This is a genomic window from Pseudomonas sp. HR1 (genome assembly GCF_030175875.1).
In the GTDB taxonomy this organism is placed as follows: domain Bacteria; phylum Pseudomonadota; class Gammaproteobacteria; order Pseudomonadales; family Pseudomonadaceae; genus Chryseomonas; species Chryseomonas oryzihabitans.
Genome location: NZ_JASNRF010000008.1, coordinates 59220 through 77129 on the forward strand (window position 1 = coordinate 59220; position 17910 = coordinate 77129).

Annotated in this window: 17 protein-coding genes; 13 read left to right on the top strand and 4 right to left on the bottom strand. The window is 66.4% G+C overall.

What is annotated here, in order from left to right; all coding sequences use genetic code 11:
- The first annotated feature begins 84 nt into the window (after positions 1 to 84).
- From QKY98_RS21855 to QKY98_RS21900, 10 genes are all read left to right on the top strand, one after another.
- A complete protein-coding gene (locus QKY98_RS21855) occupies positions 85 to 1095 on the top strand; it encodes an ABC transporter substrate-binding protein (protein ID WP_502945098.1) in 1011 nt (336 codons plus the stop codon).
- Between the two features lie 26 nt (positions 1096 to 1121).
- Positions 1122 to 2003, top strand: a complete 882-nt coding sequence (locus QKY98_RS21860; RefSeq protein ID WP_058792811.1) for a TauD/TfdA dioxygenase family protein — start codon at positions 1122 to 1124, stop codon at positions 2001 to 2003.
- 14 nt (positions 2004 to 2017) lie between these two features.
- Entirely contained in the window at positions 2018 to 2899 is an 882-nt protein-coding gene (locus QKY98_RS21865) for an ABC transporter ATP-binding protein (protein WP_027601178.1), read from the top strand.
- A gap of 15 nt (positions 2900 to 2914) precedes the next feature.
- A complete protein-coding gene (locus QKY98_RS21870) occupies positions 2915 to 3781 on the top strand; it encodes an ABC transporter permease (RefSeq protein ID WP_027597761.1) in 867 nt (288 codons plus the stop codon).
- 642 nt (positions 3782 to 4423) lie between these two features.
- On the top strand, positions 4424 to 5512 hold the full coding sequence (locus tag QKY98_RS21875; protein WP_284671582.1) for an LLM class flavin-dependent oxidoreductase: 1089 nt from the start codon (positions 4424 to 4426) through the stop codon (positions 5510 to 5512).
- A gap of 70 nt (positions 5513 to 5582) precedes the next feature.
- On the top strand, positions 5583 to 6530 hold the full coding sequence (locus tag QKY98_RS21880) for an ABC transporter substrate-binding protein (protein WP_284671583.1): 948 nt from the start codon (positions 5583 to 5585) through the stop codon (positions 6528 to 6530).
- Positions 6527 to 7852, top strand: coding sequence for an LLM class flavin-dependent oxidoreductase (locus tag QKY98_RS21885; RefSeq protein ID WP_284671584.1), 1326 nt, complete (start codon positions 6527 to 6529; stop codon positions 7850 to 7852). The genes QKY98_RS21880 and QKY98_RS21885 overlap by 4 nt, the downstream gene beginning before the upstream one ends.
- Positions 7853 to 9034, top strand: coding sequence for an acyl-CoA dehydrogenase family protein (locus tag QKY98_RS21890; protein WP_284671585.1), 1182 nt, complete (start codon positions 7853 to 7855; stop codon positions 9032 to 9034).
- Positions 9035 to 9037: 3 nt separating this feature from the next.
- Positions 9038 to 10003 (top strand): ABC transporter substrate-binding protein, encoded by a 966-nt coding sequence (locus QKY98_RS21895; RefSeq protein WP_502945099.1) that lies wholly within the window; start codon positions 9038 to 9040, stop codon positions 10001 to 10003.
- A 75-nt stretch (positions 10004 to 10078) separates the two neighbouring features.
- Entirely contained in the window at positions 10079 to 10969 is an 891-nt protein-coding gene (locus tag QKY98_RS21900; RefSeq protein WP_284671587.1) for a LysR family transcriptional regulator, read from the top strand.
- A gap of 6 nt (positions 10970 to 10975) precedes the next feature.
- On the opposite strand, the gene QKY98_RS21905 is transcribed toward QKY98_RS21900, so the two are convergent.
- The 3 genes from QKY98_RS21905 to acnA form a co-directional block, all read right to left on the bottom strand.
- Complete coding sequence (locus tag QKY98_RS21905) at positions 10976 to 11572, bottom strand: Fic/DOC family protein (protein ID WP_027597768.1); 597 nt, start codon at positions 11570 to 11572, stop codon at positions 10976 to 10978.
- The gene (locus QKY98_RS21910; RefSeq protein ID WP_143008566.1) at positions 11569 to 11745 is read right to left on the bottom strand and encodes a YhfG family protein; all 177 of its coding nucleotides are present in this window, start codon (positions 11743 to 11745) and stop codon (positions 11569 to 11571) included. The genes QKY98_RS21905 and QKY98_RS21910 overlap by 4 nt, the downstream gene beginning before the upstream one ends.
- A gap of 159 nt (positions 11746 to 11904) precedes the next feature.
- Positions 11905 to 14604 (bottom strand): aconitate hydratase AcnA, encoded by a 2700-nt coding sequence (acnA, locus tag QKY98_RS21915; RefSeq protein ID WP_027597769.1) that lies wholly within the window; start codon positions 14602 to 14604, stop codon positions 11905 to 11907.
- Positions 14605 to 14801: 197 nt separating this feature from the next.
- Here acnA and rlmM point away from each other — a divergent pair, with 197 nt between their 5' ends.
- The 3 genes from rlmM to QKY98_RS21930 all read left to right on the top strand — a co-directional run bounded on the left by rlmM (position 14802) and on the right by QKY98_RS21930 (position 16815).
- Entirely contained in the window at positions 14802 to 15863 is a 1062-nt protein-coding gene (gene rlmM / locus QKY98_RS21920; protein WP_027597770.1) for a 23S rRNA (cytidine(2498)-2'-O)-methyltransferase RlmM, read from the top strand.
- Positions 15864 to 15919: 56 nt separating this feature from the next.
- Entirely contained in the window at positions 15920 to 16159 is a 240-nt protein-coding gene (gene tusA, locus QKY98_RS21925; RefSeq protein ID WP_284671588.1) for a sulfurtransferase TusA, read from the top strand.
- 74 nt (positions 16160 to 16233) lie between these two features.
- Positions 16234 to 16815 (top strand): Sbal_3080 family lipoprotein, encoded by a 582-nt coding sequence (locus QKY98_RS21930; RefSeq protein ID WP_042136367.1) that lies wholly within the window; start codon positions 16234 to 16236, stop codon positions 16813 to 16815.
- A gap of 382 nt (positions 16816 to 17197) precedes the next feature.
- Here QKY98_RS21930 and QKY98_RS21935 read toward each other — a convergent pair whose 3' ends face one another.
- Entirely contained in the window at positions 17198 to 17848 is a 651-nt protein-coding gene (locus tag QKY98_RS21935) for an SGNH/GDSL hydrolase family protein (protein ID WP_284671589.1), read from the bottom strand.
- Between the last annotated feature and the right edge of the window lie 62 nt (positions 17849 to 17910).

Here is a 17910-nt window from a genome sequence, read left to right on the forward strand (position 1 = left end):
GTTAGTCAAATTCCGTCTTTACCAAAAGTTATAACAGCTCATTAGCCTATAACGCTTTCGGATGGCCAGTCGGCACGGAGCGGGATGATGAGCAGGGTAGGGAAGGGGTTGGCGGTACTCGCCGCCGTGGTGGGTGCCCTGGGCTTCGCAGGCGGTGCTGCCGCCGAAGGCAGGATCAGCATCGCCCAGCAATTCGGCATCGGCTATCTGATCCTCGACGTGGTGCGCGATCGGCAGCTGATCGAAAAGCACGGCAAGGCCGCCGGCCTGGACATCCAGGTGGACTGGAACAGCATCTCCGGCGCCACCGCCATGAACGAGGCGCTGCTGGCCGGCTCGCTGGACGTGGTCTCCGCCGGGGTGCCGCCGATGCTGACCGTCTGGGATCGCACCCGCGGACGGCAGAACGTCAAGGCCATCGCCGCCCTGGGCGCCATGCCCAACTACCTGCTGAGCAATCGCGCCGAGGTCAGGTCGATCAAGGATCTGACCGACCAGGACCGCATCGCCGTGCCGGCGGCGGGCGTGGGCTTCCAGTCGCGCACCCTGCAGATCGAAACGGCCAAGGTCTTCGGCGATGCCCAGTTCAGGAAATTCGATGCCATCAGCGTGAGTCTGCCGCACCCCGATGCCAGTGCCGCCGTGATGGCGGGCGGCGCGGAGATCACCACCCACTTCTCCAGCCCGCCATTCCAGTACCAGGCGCTGGAGAATCCCCGGGTCCACCGCATCCTCAGCAGCTACGACGTCCTCGGCGGACCGGGCACCTTCAACGTGCTCTACACCACCGAGAAATTCCACGACGAGAATCCCAAGACCTACCGCGCCTTCTATGACGCCCTGGTGGAAGCCGCCGCCTTCATCCGCGCCAACAAGGCAGCGGCCGCCGAGGCCTATATCCGCGTCGAGCATTCCAAGCTGCCGCTGGCCCTGGTGCAGCGCATCGTCGAGGACCCGGAGATCGACTTCACCGTCGAGCCCCAGCGCACCTTCGTCTACGCCCAGAAGCTGCACGAGCTGGGCGTGCTGAAACACCAGGCTGCCTCCTGGCAGGACTACTTCTTCCCCGAAGCCCACGAGCGTCCCGGCAGCTGAGCTGGACCACCAAGGAGAAAACTCCAATGACTCTCGCATCCCCCCGTCCGGCCGCCGGCCAGACTTTCGAGATCCGTCCCTTCGGCAACCTGGGTGCCGAGATCCTCGGCATCGATCTGGCCCGGCCGCTCAATGCCGACGACTTCGCCCGCGTCCATCGCGCCCACCTGGACCACCATGTGGTGGTGTTTCGCGACCAGCGCATCACCCCCGAGGAGCAGATCGCCTTCAGTCGCCGCTTCGGCGAGTTGCAGATCCATGTGCTCAAGCAATTCCACCTGGCCGGCCACCCGGAGATCCTCATCGTCTCCAACATCGTCGAAGACGGTCAGCCGATCGGCCTGGGCGACGCCGGCAAGTTCTGGCACTCGGATCTCTCCTACAAGGAGCTGCCGAGCCTGGGTTCCATGCTGCATGCCCAGGAGTTGCCGGAGGAGGGCGGCGATACCATTTTCGCCAACATGCACCTGGCCTACGACACCCTGCCGGCAGCGCTCAAGCGCCAGGTCGACGGTCTGCAGGCGGAGCATTCCTACACCGCCACCTATGCCAAGCCCAAGTTCGAGGGCAACTGGCGGCCGACCCTGACTGCCGAGCAACTGGCCGAGGTCAAGGCGGTGGTGCATCCGGTGGTGCGCACCCATCCGGAGAACGGTCGCAAGGCGCTGTTCGTCAGCGAGGGCTTCACCACCCATATCGTCGGCCTGCCGGAAGACGAGTCCCGCGAGCTGCTGGCCGAGCTGTACGCCCACAGCGTCAAGCCCGAGCACCTCTATCGCCACCAGTGGCAGCCCCACGACCTGGTGTTCTGGGACAATCGCTCGCTGCTGCACCTGGCGGCCGGCTGCCCCAACCATATGAGGCGCAAGCTGTATCGCACCACCATCCAGGGCGATGCGCCTTTCTGAGGGAGGAGACGACCATGAACGCTCCTCTCGCTTCCCGCCCACACCTGACCCTGGCGCAGACCCAGCCGTTGCTGCAGGTGCAGGATCTCGACCTCGAATACCGCACCCGCGAGCGCCGGGTGCGGGCCACCCACCAGGTATCCTTCGAGGTGCATGGCGCCGACCGTTTCGTCCTGCTCGGCCCGTCCGGCTGCGGCAAGTCCAGTCTGCTCAAGTCGGTGGCGGGCTTTCTGCCGCCGCTGCATGGCGAGATCCGTCTGGAAGGCCAGCCGATCAAGGGCCCGGGACCGGACCGCATCGTGGTGTTCCAGGAGTTCGATCAGCTGCCGCCGTGGAAGACGGTGCTGGAGAACACCATGTTCCCGCTGCTCGCCAGTCGCCAGGCCAGTCGTGGCGAGGCGCGCGAGCGGGCGCTGCACTACCTGGACAAGGTCGGCCTGGCGCGCTTCGTCGATGCCTATCCGCATCATCTTTCCGGCGGCATGAAGCAGCGGGTGGCCATCGCCCGGGCCCTGGCCATGCAGCCCAAGATCCTGCTGATGGACGAACCCTTCGCCGCCCTGGACGCCCTGACCCGGCGCAAGATGCAGGAAGAACTGCTGGCGCTCTGGGACGAGGTGCGCTTCACCCTGCTGTTCGTCACCCATTCCATCGAAGAGGCGCTGGTGGTGGGTAATCGCATCCTGCTCCTGTCGCCCCATCCGGGCAGGGTCCGCGCGGAACTCAACTGCCACCAGTTCGGCCTCGAGGACTTCGGCGGCGCCGAATTCCAGAGCACCGCACTGCGCATCCACAACCTGCTGTTCCCCGACGACGTCCAGACCCTGCCACCGGAGGTCGCCGACGAGCGCCTGCGCCTGCAGCAGGCCATCGTCCAGGGCCGCATTTCCTACTAGTTTCGAGGTAGACCCATGACTCGACAGCCCCCGGTGCGGGCCGAATACCAACGGGACCTCGCGCCCCTCGACGATTTGCCGCTGGCGGTCGAGCTACCCCTGGCGACGCGCCTGTGGAGCCAGGCCTGGCTGCGCAAGCTGGTGATCCTGGCGATCCTGATGCTGGCCTGGGAAGTGGCCGCCCGCTGGCAGGGCAACGACCTGCTGCTGCCCAGCTTCCTGCAGACCGCCGCCGCCTTCTGGGATGGCCTGGCGACCGGCGAGTTGCCGGCCAAGGTCGCCATCTCCCTCGGCACCCTGCTCAAGGGCTATCTGCTGGGCGTGGTCCTGGCCCTGGCGCTGAGCGCCCTGGCCGTCTCCACCCAGTTCGGTCGCGACCTGCTCGGCACCCTGACCTCGATGTTCAATCCGCTGCCGGCCATCGCCCTGCTGCCCCTGGCGTTGCTCTGGTTCGGCCTCGGCGAGAACAGCCTGGTGTTCGTGCTGGTGCATTCGGTGCTCTGGCCCATGGCGCTCAACACCTATTCGGGTTTTCTCGGCGTCTCCGACACCCTGCGCATGGCAGGACGCAACTATGGCCTCAAGGGCCTGAGGTACGTCGGGCTGATCCTCATCCCGGCGGCGCTGCCGGCCATCGTCTCGGGCCTGAAGATCGGCTGGGCCTTCGCCTGGCGCACCCTGATCGCCGCCGAGCTGGTGTTCGGCGCCTCCAGCGGCAAGGGCGGCCTGGGCTGGTACATCTTCCAGAATCGCAACGAGCTCTACACCGACCGCGTCTTCGCCGGCCTGGCCGCGGTGATCATCATCGGCCTGCTGGTGGAGGGCCTGGTCTTCGCCACCCTGGAACGGCTGACGGTGAAGAAGTGGGGCATGCAGCGGTAGGGTCTGGCACCTTTTGTTGGGCTTCGCTGCGCTCAACCCAACCTACGGAATAGCACCTAGGTTGGTTGAGACGGCTCCACCGTCGAAGCCCAACAGGCCACCGACTTTGCCCCGGGAGCAGCAGCATTCAACCCTCACTCGGACCACCCCCTCTCCCCCTGGGAGAGGGCTGGGGTGAGGGCACCCTTCGCACCCGATCCCCAGTGGAAAAGGCTGCGCCGTTTTCCACGCTACGGACCTCAACCCTCACTCGGACCACCCCCTCTCCCCCTGGGAGAGGGCTGGGGTGAGGGCGCCCTTCGCAGCGAAGTCCTCCAGTGGAAAAGGCTGCGCCGTTTTCCGCGCTACGGAGCTCAACCCTCGCTCGGACCACCCCCTCTCCCCCTGGGAGAGGGCTGGGGTGAGGGCACCCTTCGCACCCGATCCCCAGTGGAAAAGGCTGCGCCGTTTTCCACGCTACGGTGCGGGCGCGGCCACATAAGGAAGCTCTGCGCTATCCACCTTAAATGCGTGTAGTAAATAAAACTTGAATTAGGATATGCGCATAAGGAATTTCCTTCTTATGCCTTGCCTGCCTAAGGTGGACCCCAGCCAACGCCTTCCAAGAAGGCATCCCCTTACCTCGGCACGGGATTCACCACCATGAGCGTTCAATTCCTCGGCATGATCGGCCATCGCCTCACCTCCGAGATCATCGCCCCCTCCGGTCCCATCTTCGACAAAGGCTACGTCACCCGCTTCGCCCAGGCCCACGAGCAGGCTGGTTTCGACCGTATCCTGGTCGGCTACTGGTCCGATCAACCCGACGGCTTCCTCGTCACCGCCCTGGCGGGGCAGGCGACGCAGAAGCTCAAGTTTTTGCTGGCCCATCGGCCCGGTTTCGTCGCCCCGACCCTGGCGGCGCGCAAGCTGGCGACCCTCGACCATCTGCTCGACGGCCGCCTGGCGGTGCACATCATCAGCGGCGGCAGCGACGGGGAGCAGCGCAAGGACGGTGACTGGCTCGACCACGACCAGCGCTACGCCCGCACCGAGGAATTCCTCGACGTGGTGCGCCAGGAGTGGACCAGCACCCAGCCCTTCGACCACGAGGGCGAGCACTACCGGGTGGCGAACGGCTTCTCCGCCATCAAGCCGCTGCAGCAGCCGAGCCTGCCGGTCTATTTCGGCGGCTCCTCGCCCGCCGCCCTGCGGGTGGCCGGCAAGCACGCCGATGTCTTCGCGCTGTGGGGCGAATCCCTGGCCCAGACCCGCGAGACCATCGCCGCGGTCCGCGCCGAAGCTGCACGCCACGGCCGTACCCCCAGGTTCAACGTCTCCTTCCGGGTGATCCTCGGCGACACCGAGGAGGCCGCCTGGGCCAAGGCCGAGGCCATCCGCCAACAGGCCAAGGCGCGCCTGGCCGCAGAAGGCGCCGTACATCCGGCCAAGCCGGAGGCGGTCGGGGCCCAGCGCCTGCGCGATACCGTGGCCCTGGGCGACCGGGTAGATCGCCGGCTCTGGACTGGCATCGCCGCCCTGGTCGGCGGTGGGCACAACTCTACCGCCCTGGTGGGCACCGCCGAGCAGGTGGCCGATGCCCTGCTGGACTACTACGACCTGGGCGTCGACAGCTTCCTGATCCGCGGCTTCGATCCGCTTAACGACGCCGTCGAATACGGTCGCGAGCTGATTCCCCTGACCAGGGAGAAGGTCGCCGCGCGCCTGGCCGACGCTCGTCGCACCGGCTGACACTTTCTGACCAACCCACCGCGCGACCGTACCCACGGAGCGCTCCCGATACCCTCGAGGAGACGCCTTCGTGATCAAGGGATTGCTATTCGCCGCCGGCCTGCTGGCCGGCACCTCCGCCGGCCTGGCCCAGGCGGTCACCCTCACCATCGGTGACCAGTTCTACTACAGCAGCACCCTGCTGGAGCAGGCCGGCGAACTCAAGGATCTGCCGTACCAGATCGAGTGGAAGAGATTCAACGCCGGCGGGCCGGTGGTGGAGGCGCTCAACGTTGGCTCCATCGACTTGGGCATCGTCGGCGACACCCCGGTGATTGCCCTGGCGGCCCGCGGTGGCCCGGTCAAGGTAGTGGCGGTGACCCGCAACCGCCCGGACGGCACCGCCATCGTGGTCGGCAAGGATTCGCCGATCAAGACGGTGGCGGACCTGGCTGGCAAGCGCGTGGCCATCTGGAAGGGCTCCTGGAGCCAGCAACTGGTCTATTCGACGCTGGAACAGGCCGGCCTGCCCAGCGATGCGCCGCACTACAGCTACCTGATGCCCACCGAGGCGGTCGCCGCCGTAAGCCAGGGCACCCTGGATGCCACCGCGACCTGGGAGCCCTATGTCAGCATGGTGGAACGCCAGGGCGGACGGGTGCTGGTCACCGCCAAGGACCTGATGCCGGCTCCAGTCTATGTGGTGGCTAACACCGGCCACCTGGACGAGAACCGCGCCGCCATCGGCGATTTCGTCGCCCGTTTGCAGCGGGCGCGCAGTTGGGCGCGGGACCACGTCGACGTCTATGCCCAGGCATGGGCCAAGCGCAACAACTCCGATCCGGCCATCGCCGAGAGCTGGTTCCGCCGCGACGCCACCTGGGTCGAGCCGATCAGCGTCCAGACCCTCGCCGACGGCCAGCAGACCGCCGATTTCCTGGTCAAGGCCGGAGTGTTGCAGCAGCCCTACGACGTCAAGCCGCTCTATGACCAAAGCTTCAACCGCTATCTGCAGACGCCCCGGGAGGCCAGCCGATGAGCCGTCAACTGCACCTCGCCGGCTTCCTGCTGGCCGGTCCCGTCGTCCATAGCCACGCCGTCTGGCGCCATCCCGAGACCCAGGGCGACTTCCTCGACCCGGACTACTACGTACGTGCGGCCAAGGCGCTAGAGGAAGGGCTGTTCGACTTCCTGTTCTTCGCCGACCGCCTGGCGGTCGGCGACCAGCTCGGCGGCTCGCGGGAGACCGCCCTGCGCCTGGGCGCCCAGGACGCCACCCGGCTCGACCCCTTGCCGCTGCTCTCCTACCTGGTGGCCCATACCCGCCGCCTTGGCCTGGGCTGCACCCGTTCCACCACCTACTACGAGCCGGCTCATGTGGCGCGGGCCTTCGCCACTCTGGACCACCTGTCCCGCGGGCGCGCGGCCTGGAACATCGTCACCTCGATGAACGACAGCGAGGGCCGGCTGTTCGGCAAGGCGCGCCACCTGGAGCACGACCTGCGCTACGACCGCGCCGACGAATTCGTCGAGGTGGCCATCAAGCTGTGGCGCAGTTGGGGAGCCGACGCGCTGCGCCTGGATCGGGCCGCCGGCGTGCTGGCCGACCCTGCGCAGGTGCGCGCCCTCGATCACCAGGGCGACTGGTTCCGCGTGGAAGGGCCGCTCAATATCCCGCGCAGTCCCCAGGGGCGGCCGGTGCTGATCCAGGCCGGTTCCAGCGGCCGCGGCCGACGCTTCGGCGCGCGCTGGGCCGAGGCCATCTTCACCATCCAGCCCAATCTCGCCGCCATGCGTGCCTTTCGCGACGACGTCCGTCGCCAGGTGCTGGAGCAGGGGCGCTCGCCGGATGGCTGCAAGATCCTCACCTCGGTGATGCCCTTCATCGGCGGCAGCGAAGCCGAGGCCCGTGCCAAGCAGGAAAGACACAACGCCCTGGCGCAACCGGAAGTGGGGCTGATCACCCTCTGCTCCCAGCTCAACATCGACCTGTCGCGCTTCACCCTGGATACCGCCCTGGGCGAGGTGGTCGAGGTCGCCGACCTGCCGCCGCCCGCTGCCGAGAAGCTGCTGGCGCTGGGGTCGCGCACCACCCTGGCCGAATTGGGTCGCAGCTACGCCGCCAGCGTCCGCGTACCGCAACTGGTGGGTACCGGTGCCCAGATCGCCGACCAGCTGGCCGAGCTGTTCGAAGCCGGTGGCTGCGACGGCTTCGTGATTTCCCCCGGCTACCTGCCGGGTTCCTTCGTCGAGTTCAGCGAGAGCGTGGTGCCGCACCTGCAGCGTCGCGGGCTGTTCCGGCGCCAGTACCAGGGCGAGACCCTGAGAGATCACCTGGGCCTCGGCCCATTGGAGGACTAGATGAGCACATCCAAGGATGCCGAGGGCTGGCTGACGCTGGCCCGCGAGATCGGCGCGGAGTTCGCCGCCCGGGTGGTGGCCGACGAGCGCGACCGCATTCGTCCCGATGCCCAGCTGCAACGACTCAAGGACAGCGGCCTGACCAACCTGGTCATACCTGTGCGGCTCGGAGGTGCCGGCCAGCCCTGGTCGCTGGCCATGCGCGTGCTGCGCGAGATCGCTGCCGGTGACGGCTCGGTGGGCCTGCTCTTCGGCTATCACCTGCTCAATACCGTGAACCTGCGCCGCGAACCCCAGCCGCGGCGTGACCGCCTGCTGGCGGAAATCGCCGAAGGCCGGCTGTGGCTGGCCGGGGTGGTCAATCCACGGGATGACGACATCCTCGCCACCCCGGTCGCTGGTGGCGGCTATCGCCTGACCGGGCGCAAGGGATTCTGCAGCGGCGCCGCCTTCGCCGATCGGCTCACCATCAGCGCCCGCGATCGAGAGAGCGGGGCGCGCCTGATGGTCACCCTGCCGGCGGACCGGCCGGGACTGGCCTATGCCGACGACTGGGACCACTTCGGCGTGGCCCGCAGCGACAGCGGCAGCTTCACCCTCACGGAAGTCTGGGCCAGCCCCGAGGAAGCCCAGGTCTGCGACCTGGAAGACGCGGGTGACTTCGCCGCGGTGATCCGCACCCCGGTCAATCAGTCGGCCTTCACCCAGTACTACCTGGGCGCCGCCCAGGGCGCCCTGCGCGAGGCGCGGCGCTATCTGCACGCCGAGGCGCGGCCCTGGGTGCATTCCCTCGCCGCCAGCGCCAGCGAGGACCAACTGGTGGTGAGCCAGGTGGGCGAACTCTGGATCGCCCAGCAGGGCGCCGTGGCCCTGGCCGATGTGGCCGCGCGGCAGGTGGACGCCTTGCTGGCCGCCGATGACGCCTTCACCGCCGAGCTGCGCGGCGAGACGGCCATCGCCGTGGCCAGCGCCAAGGTACTGGCCGCCCGTACCGCCCTCGATGTCACCACCCGGGTATTCGATGCCCTGGGCGCCCGCGCCACCCACAACCGCCTGGGCCTGGATCGCTTCTGGCGTGATGTGCGGACCCACAGCCTGCACGACCCTCTGGCCTACAAGGTGCTGGAGGTCGGGCGCTATGCGGTCAACGACCAATATCCCGACATCCGCGCCTACACCTGAGGAATTTCCATGCTGCGCAAGACCCTCGTCGGCCTTACCCTCGGCCTGCTGGCCGCTACCCAGGCCCTGGCCACCACCCTGGTGGTGGGCGACCAGAGCTACAACACCCGCACCGTGATGGAAGCCGCCGGCGTCCTGAGCAACCTGCCGTATCAACTGGAATGGAAGCAATTCACCGCCGGCTCGCCGGTGGCCGAGGCGCTCAATGTCGGCAGCCTCGACCTGGGCCTGCTGGGCGATGCGCCGCCGCTGTTCCTCGGTGCCCTGGGCGCACCGATCAGGGTGGTCGGCATCAGCCGCCAGAGCCTGGAAGGGGTGGCAGTGCTGGTGCGCGGCGACTCCAGCATCCATAGCCTGGCGGATCTGCAGGGCAAGACGGTGGCCATCTGGAAGGGCTCCTGGAGCCAGCAGCTGGCGCTGGCCGCGCTGGACCGCGCCGGGGTGCCGCGCGAGCAGGTGAACTTCCGCTATCTCAACGCCCTGGACGCCTCCCATGCCCTGGAAGGCGGCTCGGTGGACGCCATCGCCACCTGGGAACCCTATGTCACCCAGGCCCAGCGCCACGGCGCCCGGGTGCTCACCACCGCCGAGGGCCTGATCCCCGCGCAGAGTTTCGTAGTGGCCAGTCAGGGTGCGCTGAACGATGTCGCCCGGCACCAGGCCATCGCCGATTTTCTCCGGCGGCTGCAGCAGGCCCGGACCTGGGCCAATGCCGATCCCGAACACACGGCGCGCTACGCCAGCGCCTGGGCCGAGCGTACCCGTGCCGACGCCGCCATCGCCCAGGCCTGGTTCGCCCGGGCGCGCACCGCTATCGGACCGGTGACTCCTGCGGCCATCGCCCAGGCCCAGCGCACCGTCGACTTCTTTGCCGGCGAAGGGCTGGTCAAGGGCTATGAGGCCAGTCGCCTGTTTTACGACGGCTTCCAGGCAGCCCTGGAACCCCCGGCGCAGACCGCGCAACGCTGAGTACGACACCCACGGAGGCGGCCTTGCGTTATGCTTGAGGCGCATGTCCAGCAACGGGAAGTCAGACGCCTCCTCATGAAGACCGACGATATCGAAGCCTTTGTCGCGGTGATTCGCAGCGGCTCCCTCAATGCCGCTGCCCTGTCCCTGGGGCTCACCCAGCCGGCCATCACCCGCCGCCTGCAGAGTCTCGAACAGGACCTCGGCGTCGACTTGCTCGACCGCCACACCAAGCCGCTCAAGCCGACCCGCCTGGGGCAGGAGGTCTATGGGCATTGCCGTGCCATCCTGCGCGAGATGGACGCCCTGCGCGAGCGGGTGGCGGGCGATGCGCCGCCCTCCGGGCTGCTGCGCCTGGGCGTACCCCAGACCTTGGGCGATGCGCTGTTGCTGGAGGCCGTGAAAGACATCCGCACCCGCTACCCGGAGCTGCGCACCCAGGTGGCGACGGGTTGGGGCAGCGTGCTGGTCAACCGTATCGAGCAGGGTGAGCTGGACGGCGCCCTGGTGCTGTTTCCGGCCAACAAGGTGTTTCCCGATGGCGTCGAGGCCCGGCCACTGGGCGCCATGTCCTTGCAGGTAGTCGGTGCCCATGACCAGGTACCGGGCAGGGCGCAGCGGCTGGCCGACATCCAGGGCCAGGGCTGGGTGCTCAATCCCGACGGCTGCGGTTTTCGCTCCAGTCTGCAACGCACCCTGGCCGAGCAGGGCCAGGCGCTGCGCATCAACCTGGAGACCTACGGCACCGAACTCCAGCTCGGTCTGGTCGCCGACGGCCAGGGCCTCGGCCTGGTCCCAGCGCCGCTGCTGGCCCGCAGCGCCCACCGCGACCGCCTGGCCGCGATCCCGCTGAAGGACTTCAAGCCGGAGATCCAGCTGTGGCTGATCCATCCGCCCTTTCTCGGGGCGTTGCAGGAAGTGGTCGAGGGGTTTGGGCGAGGAGCGCAAGGCTTACTAGAGGGCTGAGGCCACTCACTCGATAGCTGAGCCTATGCAGCGAGAGAATATTTGTTCCAGTGCAAGGTAGTCGCAGTGGACGGCGTCGATATTGGCAGCTATCCATTCATCGCGCGTCACCAGTGACCAATCGATCTCGTAGCCCGCATTGATGATGAGATGCTCGAACAGCAGGCGCTGGGCACGGCCGTTGCCATCGCGGAAAGGGTGCACCATGTTCAGATCGCCGTAGAGCTCGGCGCTCAGCCCGATCAGTACGTCACGAGATTGCCCTTCGAACCAGTTTTCGGCCTGCAGTTTGGAAAACAGCTTGCTGGCCTCGGGTACCAGCCGGCGCACTGTACAGAAGCGGGTGCTGTCCTTGGCAATGTCGAGGGTGCGCAGTTCGCCAGCCCAGGGGTAAATGTCCTGGAACAACAGTCGATGCAACTGGCACAGATAGTCAAGGTTGTAGGGCGGTAGCTCGAACGTCAACTTGCTGGCCGCGAGGCGAGAAAGGTCGCGCTCGGCTGCAGCCAGGAGTTCATCATCTCGGATGTCGAGCAGGTTGCGTAAGGTCGTGGTACCGGGATAGCAGTACGGATCCTGGCTGGCTCCGTACTTATCGATCATTGCGCCTGGCTCAGACGTCGGTAGTGCGCAAGTAGGGCGTGCTTATCTTTCCCCACGGTTTCCGGGACGTCAGATTTCAGGTCGAAGCCTTCCAGTTTCAAGCTGGCTGCATAGTTGGCCTGCCGCATGCGTACGAAGTAGCGGCGTTTCCTATCCAGATTGGGCTGGGGCATGAGGATACCTCTCACAGGTCACTCACAAGTTTAGCTGAAAGCCTGTGCGTTATCAGCCAGAGCGTCCTGGTGGAGTCCCGCCGTTCGAGCCCAGATGGCGCGAACGCTTATGCTAGAAGTGAGAGGTTGCCCCGGTCGGCGTGACCGGGGCGCGTGACCTCAAGCCGCCGGCTTGGCCAGGAACTCCCGCAGCACGAAGTGCAGGATGCCGCCGGCCTTGAAGTAGCTCACCTCGTTGAGCGTGTCGATGCGGCAGAGCACTTCCACGCTTTCGCGGCTGCCGTCCTCGCGGGTGACCTCCAGGGTCAGCGGCATGCGCGGACGCAATTCGACGCCGTCGATGCCCAGCACGGCGATCTTCTCCTTGCCGGTCAGCCCCAGGGATTTGCGATCCACGCCGTCCTTGAACTGCAGCGGCAGCACGCCCATGCCCACCAGGTTGGATCTGTGGATACGCTCGAAGCTCTCGGCGACAACGGCTTTCACGCCCAGCAGGTTGGTGCCCTTGGCCGCCCAGTCACGGGAGGAACCGGTGCCGTATTCCTTGCCGGCGATGATCACCAGCGGGGTGTTTTCCAGCTCGTATTTCATGGCCGCGTCGTAGATCGACAGCTTTTCACCGGTGGGCACGTGGAAGGTGTTGCCGCCTTCCTCGCCACCGAGCATCTCATTCTTGATGCGGATGTTGGCGAAGGTGCCTCTCATCATGACTTCGTGATTGCCGCGGCGGGAGCCATAGGAGTTGAAGTCGGCGTAGTCCACGCCATGCTCGGCCAGGTAGCGGCCGGCGGGGCTGTCCTTCTTGATGTTGCCGGCGGGGGAGATGTGGTCGGTGGTGACCGAATCGCCCAGCAGCGCCAGGATGCGGGCGTCGTGGATGTCGGCGATGCGGGGCGGATCGCCGGCGATGCCCTCGAAGAACGGCGGATTCTGGATGTAGGTGGAGTCGGCGTCCCAGACGTAGGTCTCGGCGTCCGGCACTTGGATGGCCTGCCACTTCTCGTCGCCGTCGAACACGGCGCCGTATTGCTTGTGGAACATGGCGGTGTCGAGCTTCTGCACGGCGTCGGCCACTTCCTGCTGGGTGGGCCAGACGTCCTTCAGATAGACCGGCTGACCATCGTTGCCGGTGCCCAGCGGCTCCTGGGTCAGGTCGACCTTCACGCTGCCGGCCAGGGCATAGGCCACCACCAGCGGCGGCGACGCCAGCCAGTTGGTCCGGACCAGGGGATGCACCCGGCCTTCGAAGTTGCGGTTGCCGGACAGCACCGAGGCTACGGTGAGGTCGGCGTCCTGGATGGCTTTCTCGATCGGATCGAGCAGCGGACCGGAGTTGCCGATGCAGGTGGTGCAGCCGTAGCCGACCAGGTCGAAGCCGAGGTCGTTGAGATAGGACGTGAGGCCCGCGGCGTTGTAGTAGTCGGTCACCACCTTTGAGCCCGGGGCAAGGGACGACTTGACCCAGGGCTTGCGCATCAGGCCCTTCTCGGCGGCCTTCTTCGCCAGCAGACCGGCAGCCATCATGACGCTGGGGTTGGAAGTGTTGGTGCAGGAGGTGATGGCGGCGATGACCACGGCGCCGTCTTCCAGCTGGAAGGTCTCGCCATTCACCTGGACCTCGACGCTGCTGCCGACCTTGGCGGCCTCGGCCTTTTTCGGCGCCAGCGCGGTGAAGTCAGTAAAAGTCTTGGCGACCTCGCCGAGCAGCACGCGGTCCTGGGGCCGCTTGGGACCGGCCAGGCTGGACTGGACCTCGCCCATGTCCAGTTCCAGCACATCGGTGAACACCGGCTCGTCGCCGGGATTGCGCCACAGGCCCTGGGCCTGGGTGTAGGCCTCCACCAGCTGCACGGTTTCCTCGGGGCGACCGGACAGGCGCAGATAGTCCAGAGTGATCTGGTCGACTGGGAAGAAGCCGCAGGTGGCGCCGTATTCCGGGGCCATGTTGCCGATGGTGGCGCGGTCGGCCAGGGGCAGGGTGGCCAGGCCGTCGCCGAAGAATTCGACGAACTTGCCCACTACGCCCTTCTTGCGCAGCATCTGGGTCACGGTCAGCACCAGGTCGGTGGCGGTGATGCCCTCGCGCAGCTTGCCGGTCAGCTTGAAGCCCACCACCTCGGGGATCAGCATGGACACCGGCTGGCCGAGCATGGCCGCCTCGGCCTCGATGCCGCCCACGCCCCAGCCCAGCACGCCCAGGCCATTGATCATGGTGGTGTGGGAGTCGGTACCCACCAGGGTGTCGGGGAAGGCATAGGTGCGGCCGTCTTCGTCCTTGGTCCAGACGCTGCGGCCCAGGTATTCCAGGTTGACCTGGTGGCAGATGCCGGTGCCCGGTGGCACCACGCGGAAGTTGTCGAAGGCGTTCTGGCCCCAGCGCAGGAAGGCGTAGCGCTCGCCATTGCGCTCCATCTCGATCTCGACGTTCTCGTGATAGGCGTTCTCGCTGGCGTAGCGGTCCACCATCACCGAGTGGTCGATCACCAAGTCGACGGGGGAGAGCGGATTGATCCGCTGCGGATCGCCGCCGGCCTTGGCCACAGCTTCGCGCATGGCAGCCAGGTCGACCACCGCCGGTACGCCGGTGAAGTCCTGCATCAGCACCCGCGCTGGGCGGTACTGGATCTCGCGGTCGGCGGAGCGGGTCTTGGTCCAGTCGGCCAGGGCCTGGAGGTCTTCGCCGGTGACGGTCTGGTTGTCTTCCCAGCGCAGCAGGTTCTCCAGCAGCACCTTGAGCGACTTGGGCAACTGGTCGAGATTGCCCAGGGTCTTGGCCGCATCGGGCAGGCTGTAGTAGTGATAGGTGCGCTCGCCGACCTGCAGGGTCTTGAGGCTATTGAGGCTGTCCAGGGCTGGCATCAGGGGTCTCCTAATCGACGTTTCGACGGTTGCCCGCTGGCCGTTCGGGCCTCGAAAGGTGAAAGAGAGCCGAACCAGCGCTGGGCGGACTGATTTTTCTAGGTGTAGTACTGGACCGATAGGCGCCGCCGGCGTTCCCCAGTGGGCGCGCTGGGGTATAGTGCGCGCCCTGCGTGACCCCTTGAGGAAGCCCTGTCGTGAATACCCTGTTGCTGCTGTGCCGTACCGGATTCGAAGGCGAGGTCTGCGCCGAGCTCGGCGAACGGGCGGCGCTGCTCGGCGTGGCCGGCTACGCCAAGGGCAAGCCGGGTGCGGCCTATGCCGAATTCGTCTGCGGCGACGCGGCGGACGCGGCGCGGTTGATGCAGCAGCTCAGCTTCGCCGAGCTGATCTTTCCCCGCCAGTGGTCGCGTGGCGCCTTTCTCAGCCTGCCCGAGCAGGATCGCATCGGTCCGCTGCTCGAGTTGCTGGCGGACTATCCCGTCTGCGGCAGCCTGGCCCTGGAGATGCCCGACACCAACGACGGCAAGGCGCTCTCCACCTTCTGCAAGAAGTTCGAACGCCCCCTGACCCTGGCGCTGCGCAAGGCCGGCCGCCTGGTGGACGATGCCCGGGCGCCACGCCTGCAGCTGACCTTTCTCAGCGGGCGCGAGGTCTTCGTCGGCCTGGTCGAACCGGACAACGCCGCGCTCTGGCCCATGGGCATCCCGCGGCTGAGATTCCCGCGCGAGGCCCCCAGTCGCTCGACCCTCAAGCTGGAAGAGGCCTGGCACCACTTCATCCCCCGTGCAGACTGGGAGACGCGGCTGTCGTCCGAGATGCGCGCCGTGGATCTGGGCGCCGCCCCGGGCGGCTGGACCTGGCAGCTGGTGGCCCGCGAGATGCTGGTGACGGCGGTGGACAACGGCCCCATGAACGAGGCGCTGATGGACAGCGGCCTCGTCGAGCACCTGCAGGTCGATGGCTACGCCTTCGTGCCCAAGCACCCGGTCGACTGGATGGTCTGCGACATCGTCGAGAAGCCCGCGCGCACCGCGGCCCTGATCGAACGCTGGATCGGCGAGGGTCATTGCCGCGAGGCGGTGGTCAATCTCAAGCTGCCGATGAAACAGCGCTATCGCGAAGTGGCCGGTATCCTCGAGCGGCTGCACGCGCATTTCGCCGCTCGCGGCCAGCGCGTCACCATCGGCTGCAAGCAGCTCTACCACGACCGCGAGGAAGTGACCTGTCATCTGCGCCGGCTGGATCGGAAACCCTAGGCCGCCGTCAGGCTCTGAATGCAGATCGCTGTAACCGTTCTATTCCTGGAGACCCCATGACCCTCGAAGCCGATGCCACCCTCGACGCCAGCGGGCTGAACTGCCCGGAGCCGGTGATGATGCTGCACAACAAGGTGCGCGACATCGCCCCCGGCGCCCTGCTCAAGGTCATCGCCACCGACCCCTCCACCCAGCGCGACATCCCCAAGTTCTGCGTCTTCCTCGGCCATGAACTGGTGGAAAAGAGCGAAGGGGAAGGGGGTTATCTGTACTGGATTCGCAAGAAGGTGGAGTGAGGCGCGCGCGAAGGCTCGCTTTGCTATTGTGAATTGGTTCACAATCAGTGATCTAGCAAGCAGGGAAGCCTCATATGAAAGCCAGGATGCTCGGTGTTGTCTCGCTCATTCTCGCGGGGTGCACGTCGGTACAGGTCCAGCCCGTCGCCGTACGCCCGGATGTGGTGTGTATCCAAGAGAATCCTGCTGTTTGGGTTAAAGACTTTCTCCCCGTGGTCCGGGCCGGTTTTGCTCGGCACGGTGTGCCTACCGAAAGCTATACACAGGTGCCACGCGAGTGCCCATACGTTCTTGAGTACACCGCGCGGCAAACCTGGGACGGCGTGCCTTACTTGTCAGCTGCCGAACTGACCCTACGCGACGCCAGTGGGCGCCTGGTGGGTCAGGCTGACTATCACCTGCGGGGTAAGGGCGGTTTCTCCCTTATGAAGTGGCAGGGGACCGCGACAAAGATCAATCCGGTGGTAGATGAGCTCCTGGGTCAGATGCGTCCCGCACCTGTCACCAGGCCGATCACGCCTGCTGTCTCGTCTTCTACACCTGCCGGGCTGACCTTTGAAGACGAATTGGCTGCGCTTCAGGCAAAAAACCTGAGTTACCAGGACTACAGCAATCAGTACCGTGCGCTGCGGCAGCGCTATGGTCTGGATCGCTGACTTCAATGTTGAACCCGTGGCGTTGGGCTTCGCCGCGCTCAACCCAATCTACGTCGCTTCCTTGGCCATAAGCTGGTGGAAAAGGGCGTTATCTGTACTGGATTCGCAAGAAGGTGGAGTGAGGTCAGGCACCGCTCCGCAGCCTGTCGAGCACCTGTAGGAGCGGCCGCATCGGCGGACCGCCAGGGTCGCGATAAAGCGGGCTCATCTCGTCACTTCGAGCCAGGGCCTAACCTCCTATCGCGGCCATGGGCCGCTCCTACACAGGGAGTGAGGCGTAGGTTGGGTTGAGACGGCTTCCTCGTCGAAGCCCAACAGGCCGGTGCCAAGCGAGTCGTAGCGTGGAAAACCGCGCAGCGTTTTCCACTGTGGGCGCCTACGTTCAGACGACACCTAGGCCCCTGACCACCCCCACCAGATGCTCCCCCAGCCGCCGATGCTGGTCCGCCTCGAAATGCACGCCGTCCACCGGACTCACCTGGATGATCTCGCCCGCGTCGACGAAGGCCGCGCCCTGGGCCTCGGCCACCTGACGATAACGTGCGGCCAACTCGCGGGACTTGGCCGCACCACCAACGAAGATCTCGCCGAGAAAGCCCACTTCCTCGATGGGCACCGGCGCCATGACGATGAGCCTGGGCGTGGCACCGTCCGGTCCGGCGTTGCAGCGCCTGATCTCTTCCAGCAGCACCTGCAGGGCGCTGGCGATGTCCGCCGGTGTCACCGACAGCCGCGCCTTGAGGTCGTTGGTGCCCAGCATCAGCAGCAGGACATCCACCGGTAGCTGACTTTCCAGGCAGGGCCTGAGATAGCTGAGGCCATTCTTGTGATGGCCGTCGATGGGATCGTCGTGCACCGTGGTACGAGCGGGCAGGCCTTCCTCGATCACCCGCCAGTCGGCGCCCAGGCCGCGGGCCAGGATGCCGGTCCAGCGCTCGTCCCAGCCGAAGCGTTCGAGGACGCCGGACTGGGTCAGGGGGCGGGTGCCGTGGGTGTTGGAGTCGCCATAGCAGAGCAGGGTGCGCAAGGGCATGGTAAAGCCTCGTCGGGACAGGTCATCCTCACCCTAGAGGCTATTCCCGTCGGTCGCGAGGG

Excerpts from the sequence above, each read along its gene's own strand:
- QKY98_RS21930 (WP_042136367.1), top strand. The coding sequence starts at position 16,234 with ATGAAAGCCAGGATGCTCGGTGTTGTCTCGCTCATTCTCGCGGGGTGC.
- acnA (WP_027597769.1), bottom strand. The coding sequence starts at position 14,604 with ATGCCAGCCCTGGACAGCCTCAATAGCCTCAAGACCCTGCAGGTCGGC.
- QKY98_RS21935 (WP_284671589.1), bottom strand. The coding sequence starts at position 17,848 with ATGCCCTTGCGCACCCTGCTCTGCTATGGCGACTCCAACACCCACGGC.
- tusA (WP_284671588.1), top strand. The coding sequence starts at position 15,920 with ATGACCCTCGAAGCCGATGCCACCCTCGACGCCAGCGGGCTGAACTGC.
- QKY98_RS21875 (WP_284671582.1), top strand. The coding sequence starts at position 4,424 with ATGAGCGTTCAATTCCTCGGCATGATCGGCCATCGCCTCACCTCCGAG.
- QKY98_RS21855 (WP_502945098.1), top strand. The coding sequence starts at position 85 with ATGATGAGCAGGGTAGGGAAGGGGTTGGCGGTACTCGCCGCCGTGGTG.
- QKY98_RS21885 (WP_284671584.1), top strand. The coding sequence starts at position 6,527 with ATGAGCCGTCAACTGCACCTCGCCGGCTTCCTGCTGGCCGGTCCCGTC.
- QKY98_RS21900 (WP_284671587.1), top strand. The coding sequence starts at position 10,079 with ATGAAGACCGACGATATCGAAGCCTTTGTCGCGGTGATTCGCAGCGGC.
- QKY98_RS21870 (WP_027597761.1), top strand. The coding sequence starts at position 2,915 with ATGACTCGACAGCCCCCGGTGCGGGCCGAATACCAACGGGACCTCGCG.
- QKY98_RS21910 (WP_143008566.1), bottom strand. The coding sequence starts at position 11,745 with ATGCCCCAGCCCAATCTGGATAGGAAACGCCGCTACTTCGTACGCATG.
- QKY98_RS21860 (WP_058792811.1), top strand. The coding sequence starts at position 1,122 with ATGACTCTCGCATCCCCCCGTCCGGCCGCCGGCCAGACTTTCGAGATC.
- QKY98_RS21905 (WP_027597768.1), bottom strand. The coding sequence starts at position 11,572 with ATGATCGATAAGTACGGAGCCAGCCAGGATCCGTACTGCTATCCCGGT.
- QKY98_RS21890 (WP_284671585.1), top strand. The coding sequence starts at position 7,853 with ATGAGCACATCCAAGGATGCCGAGGGCTGGCTGACGCTGGCCCGCGAG.
- QKY98_RS21865 (WP_027601178.1), top strand. The coding sequence starts at position 2,018 with ATGAACGCTCCTCTCGCTTCCCGCCCACACCTGACCCTGGCGCAGACC.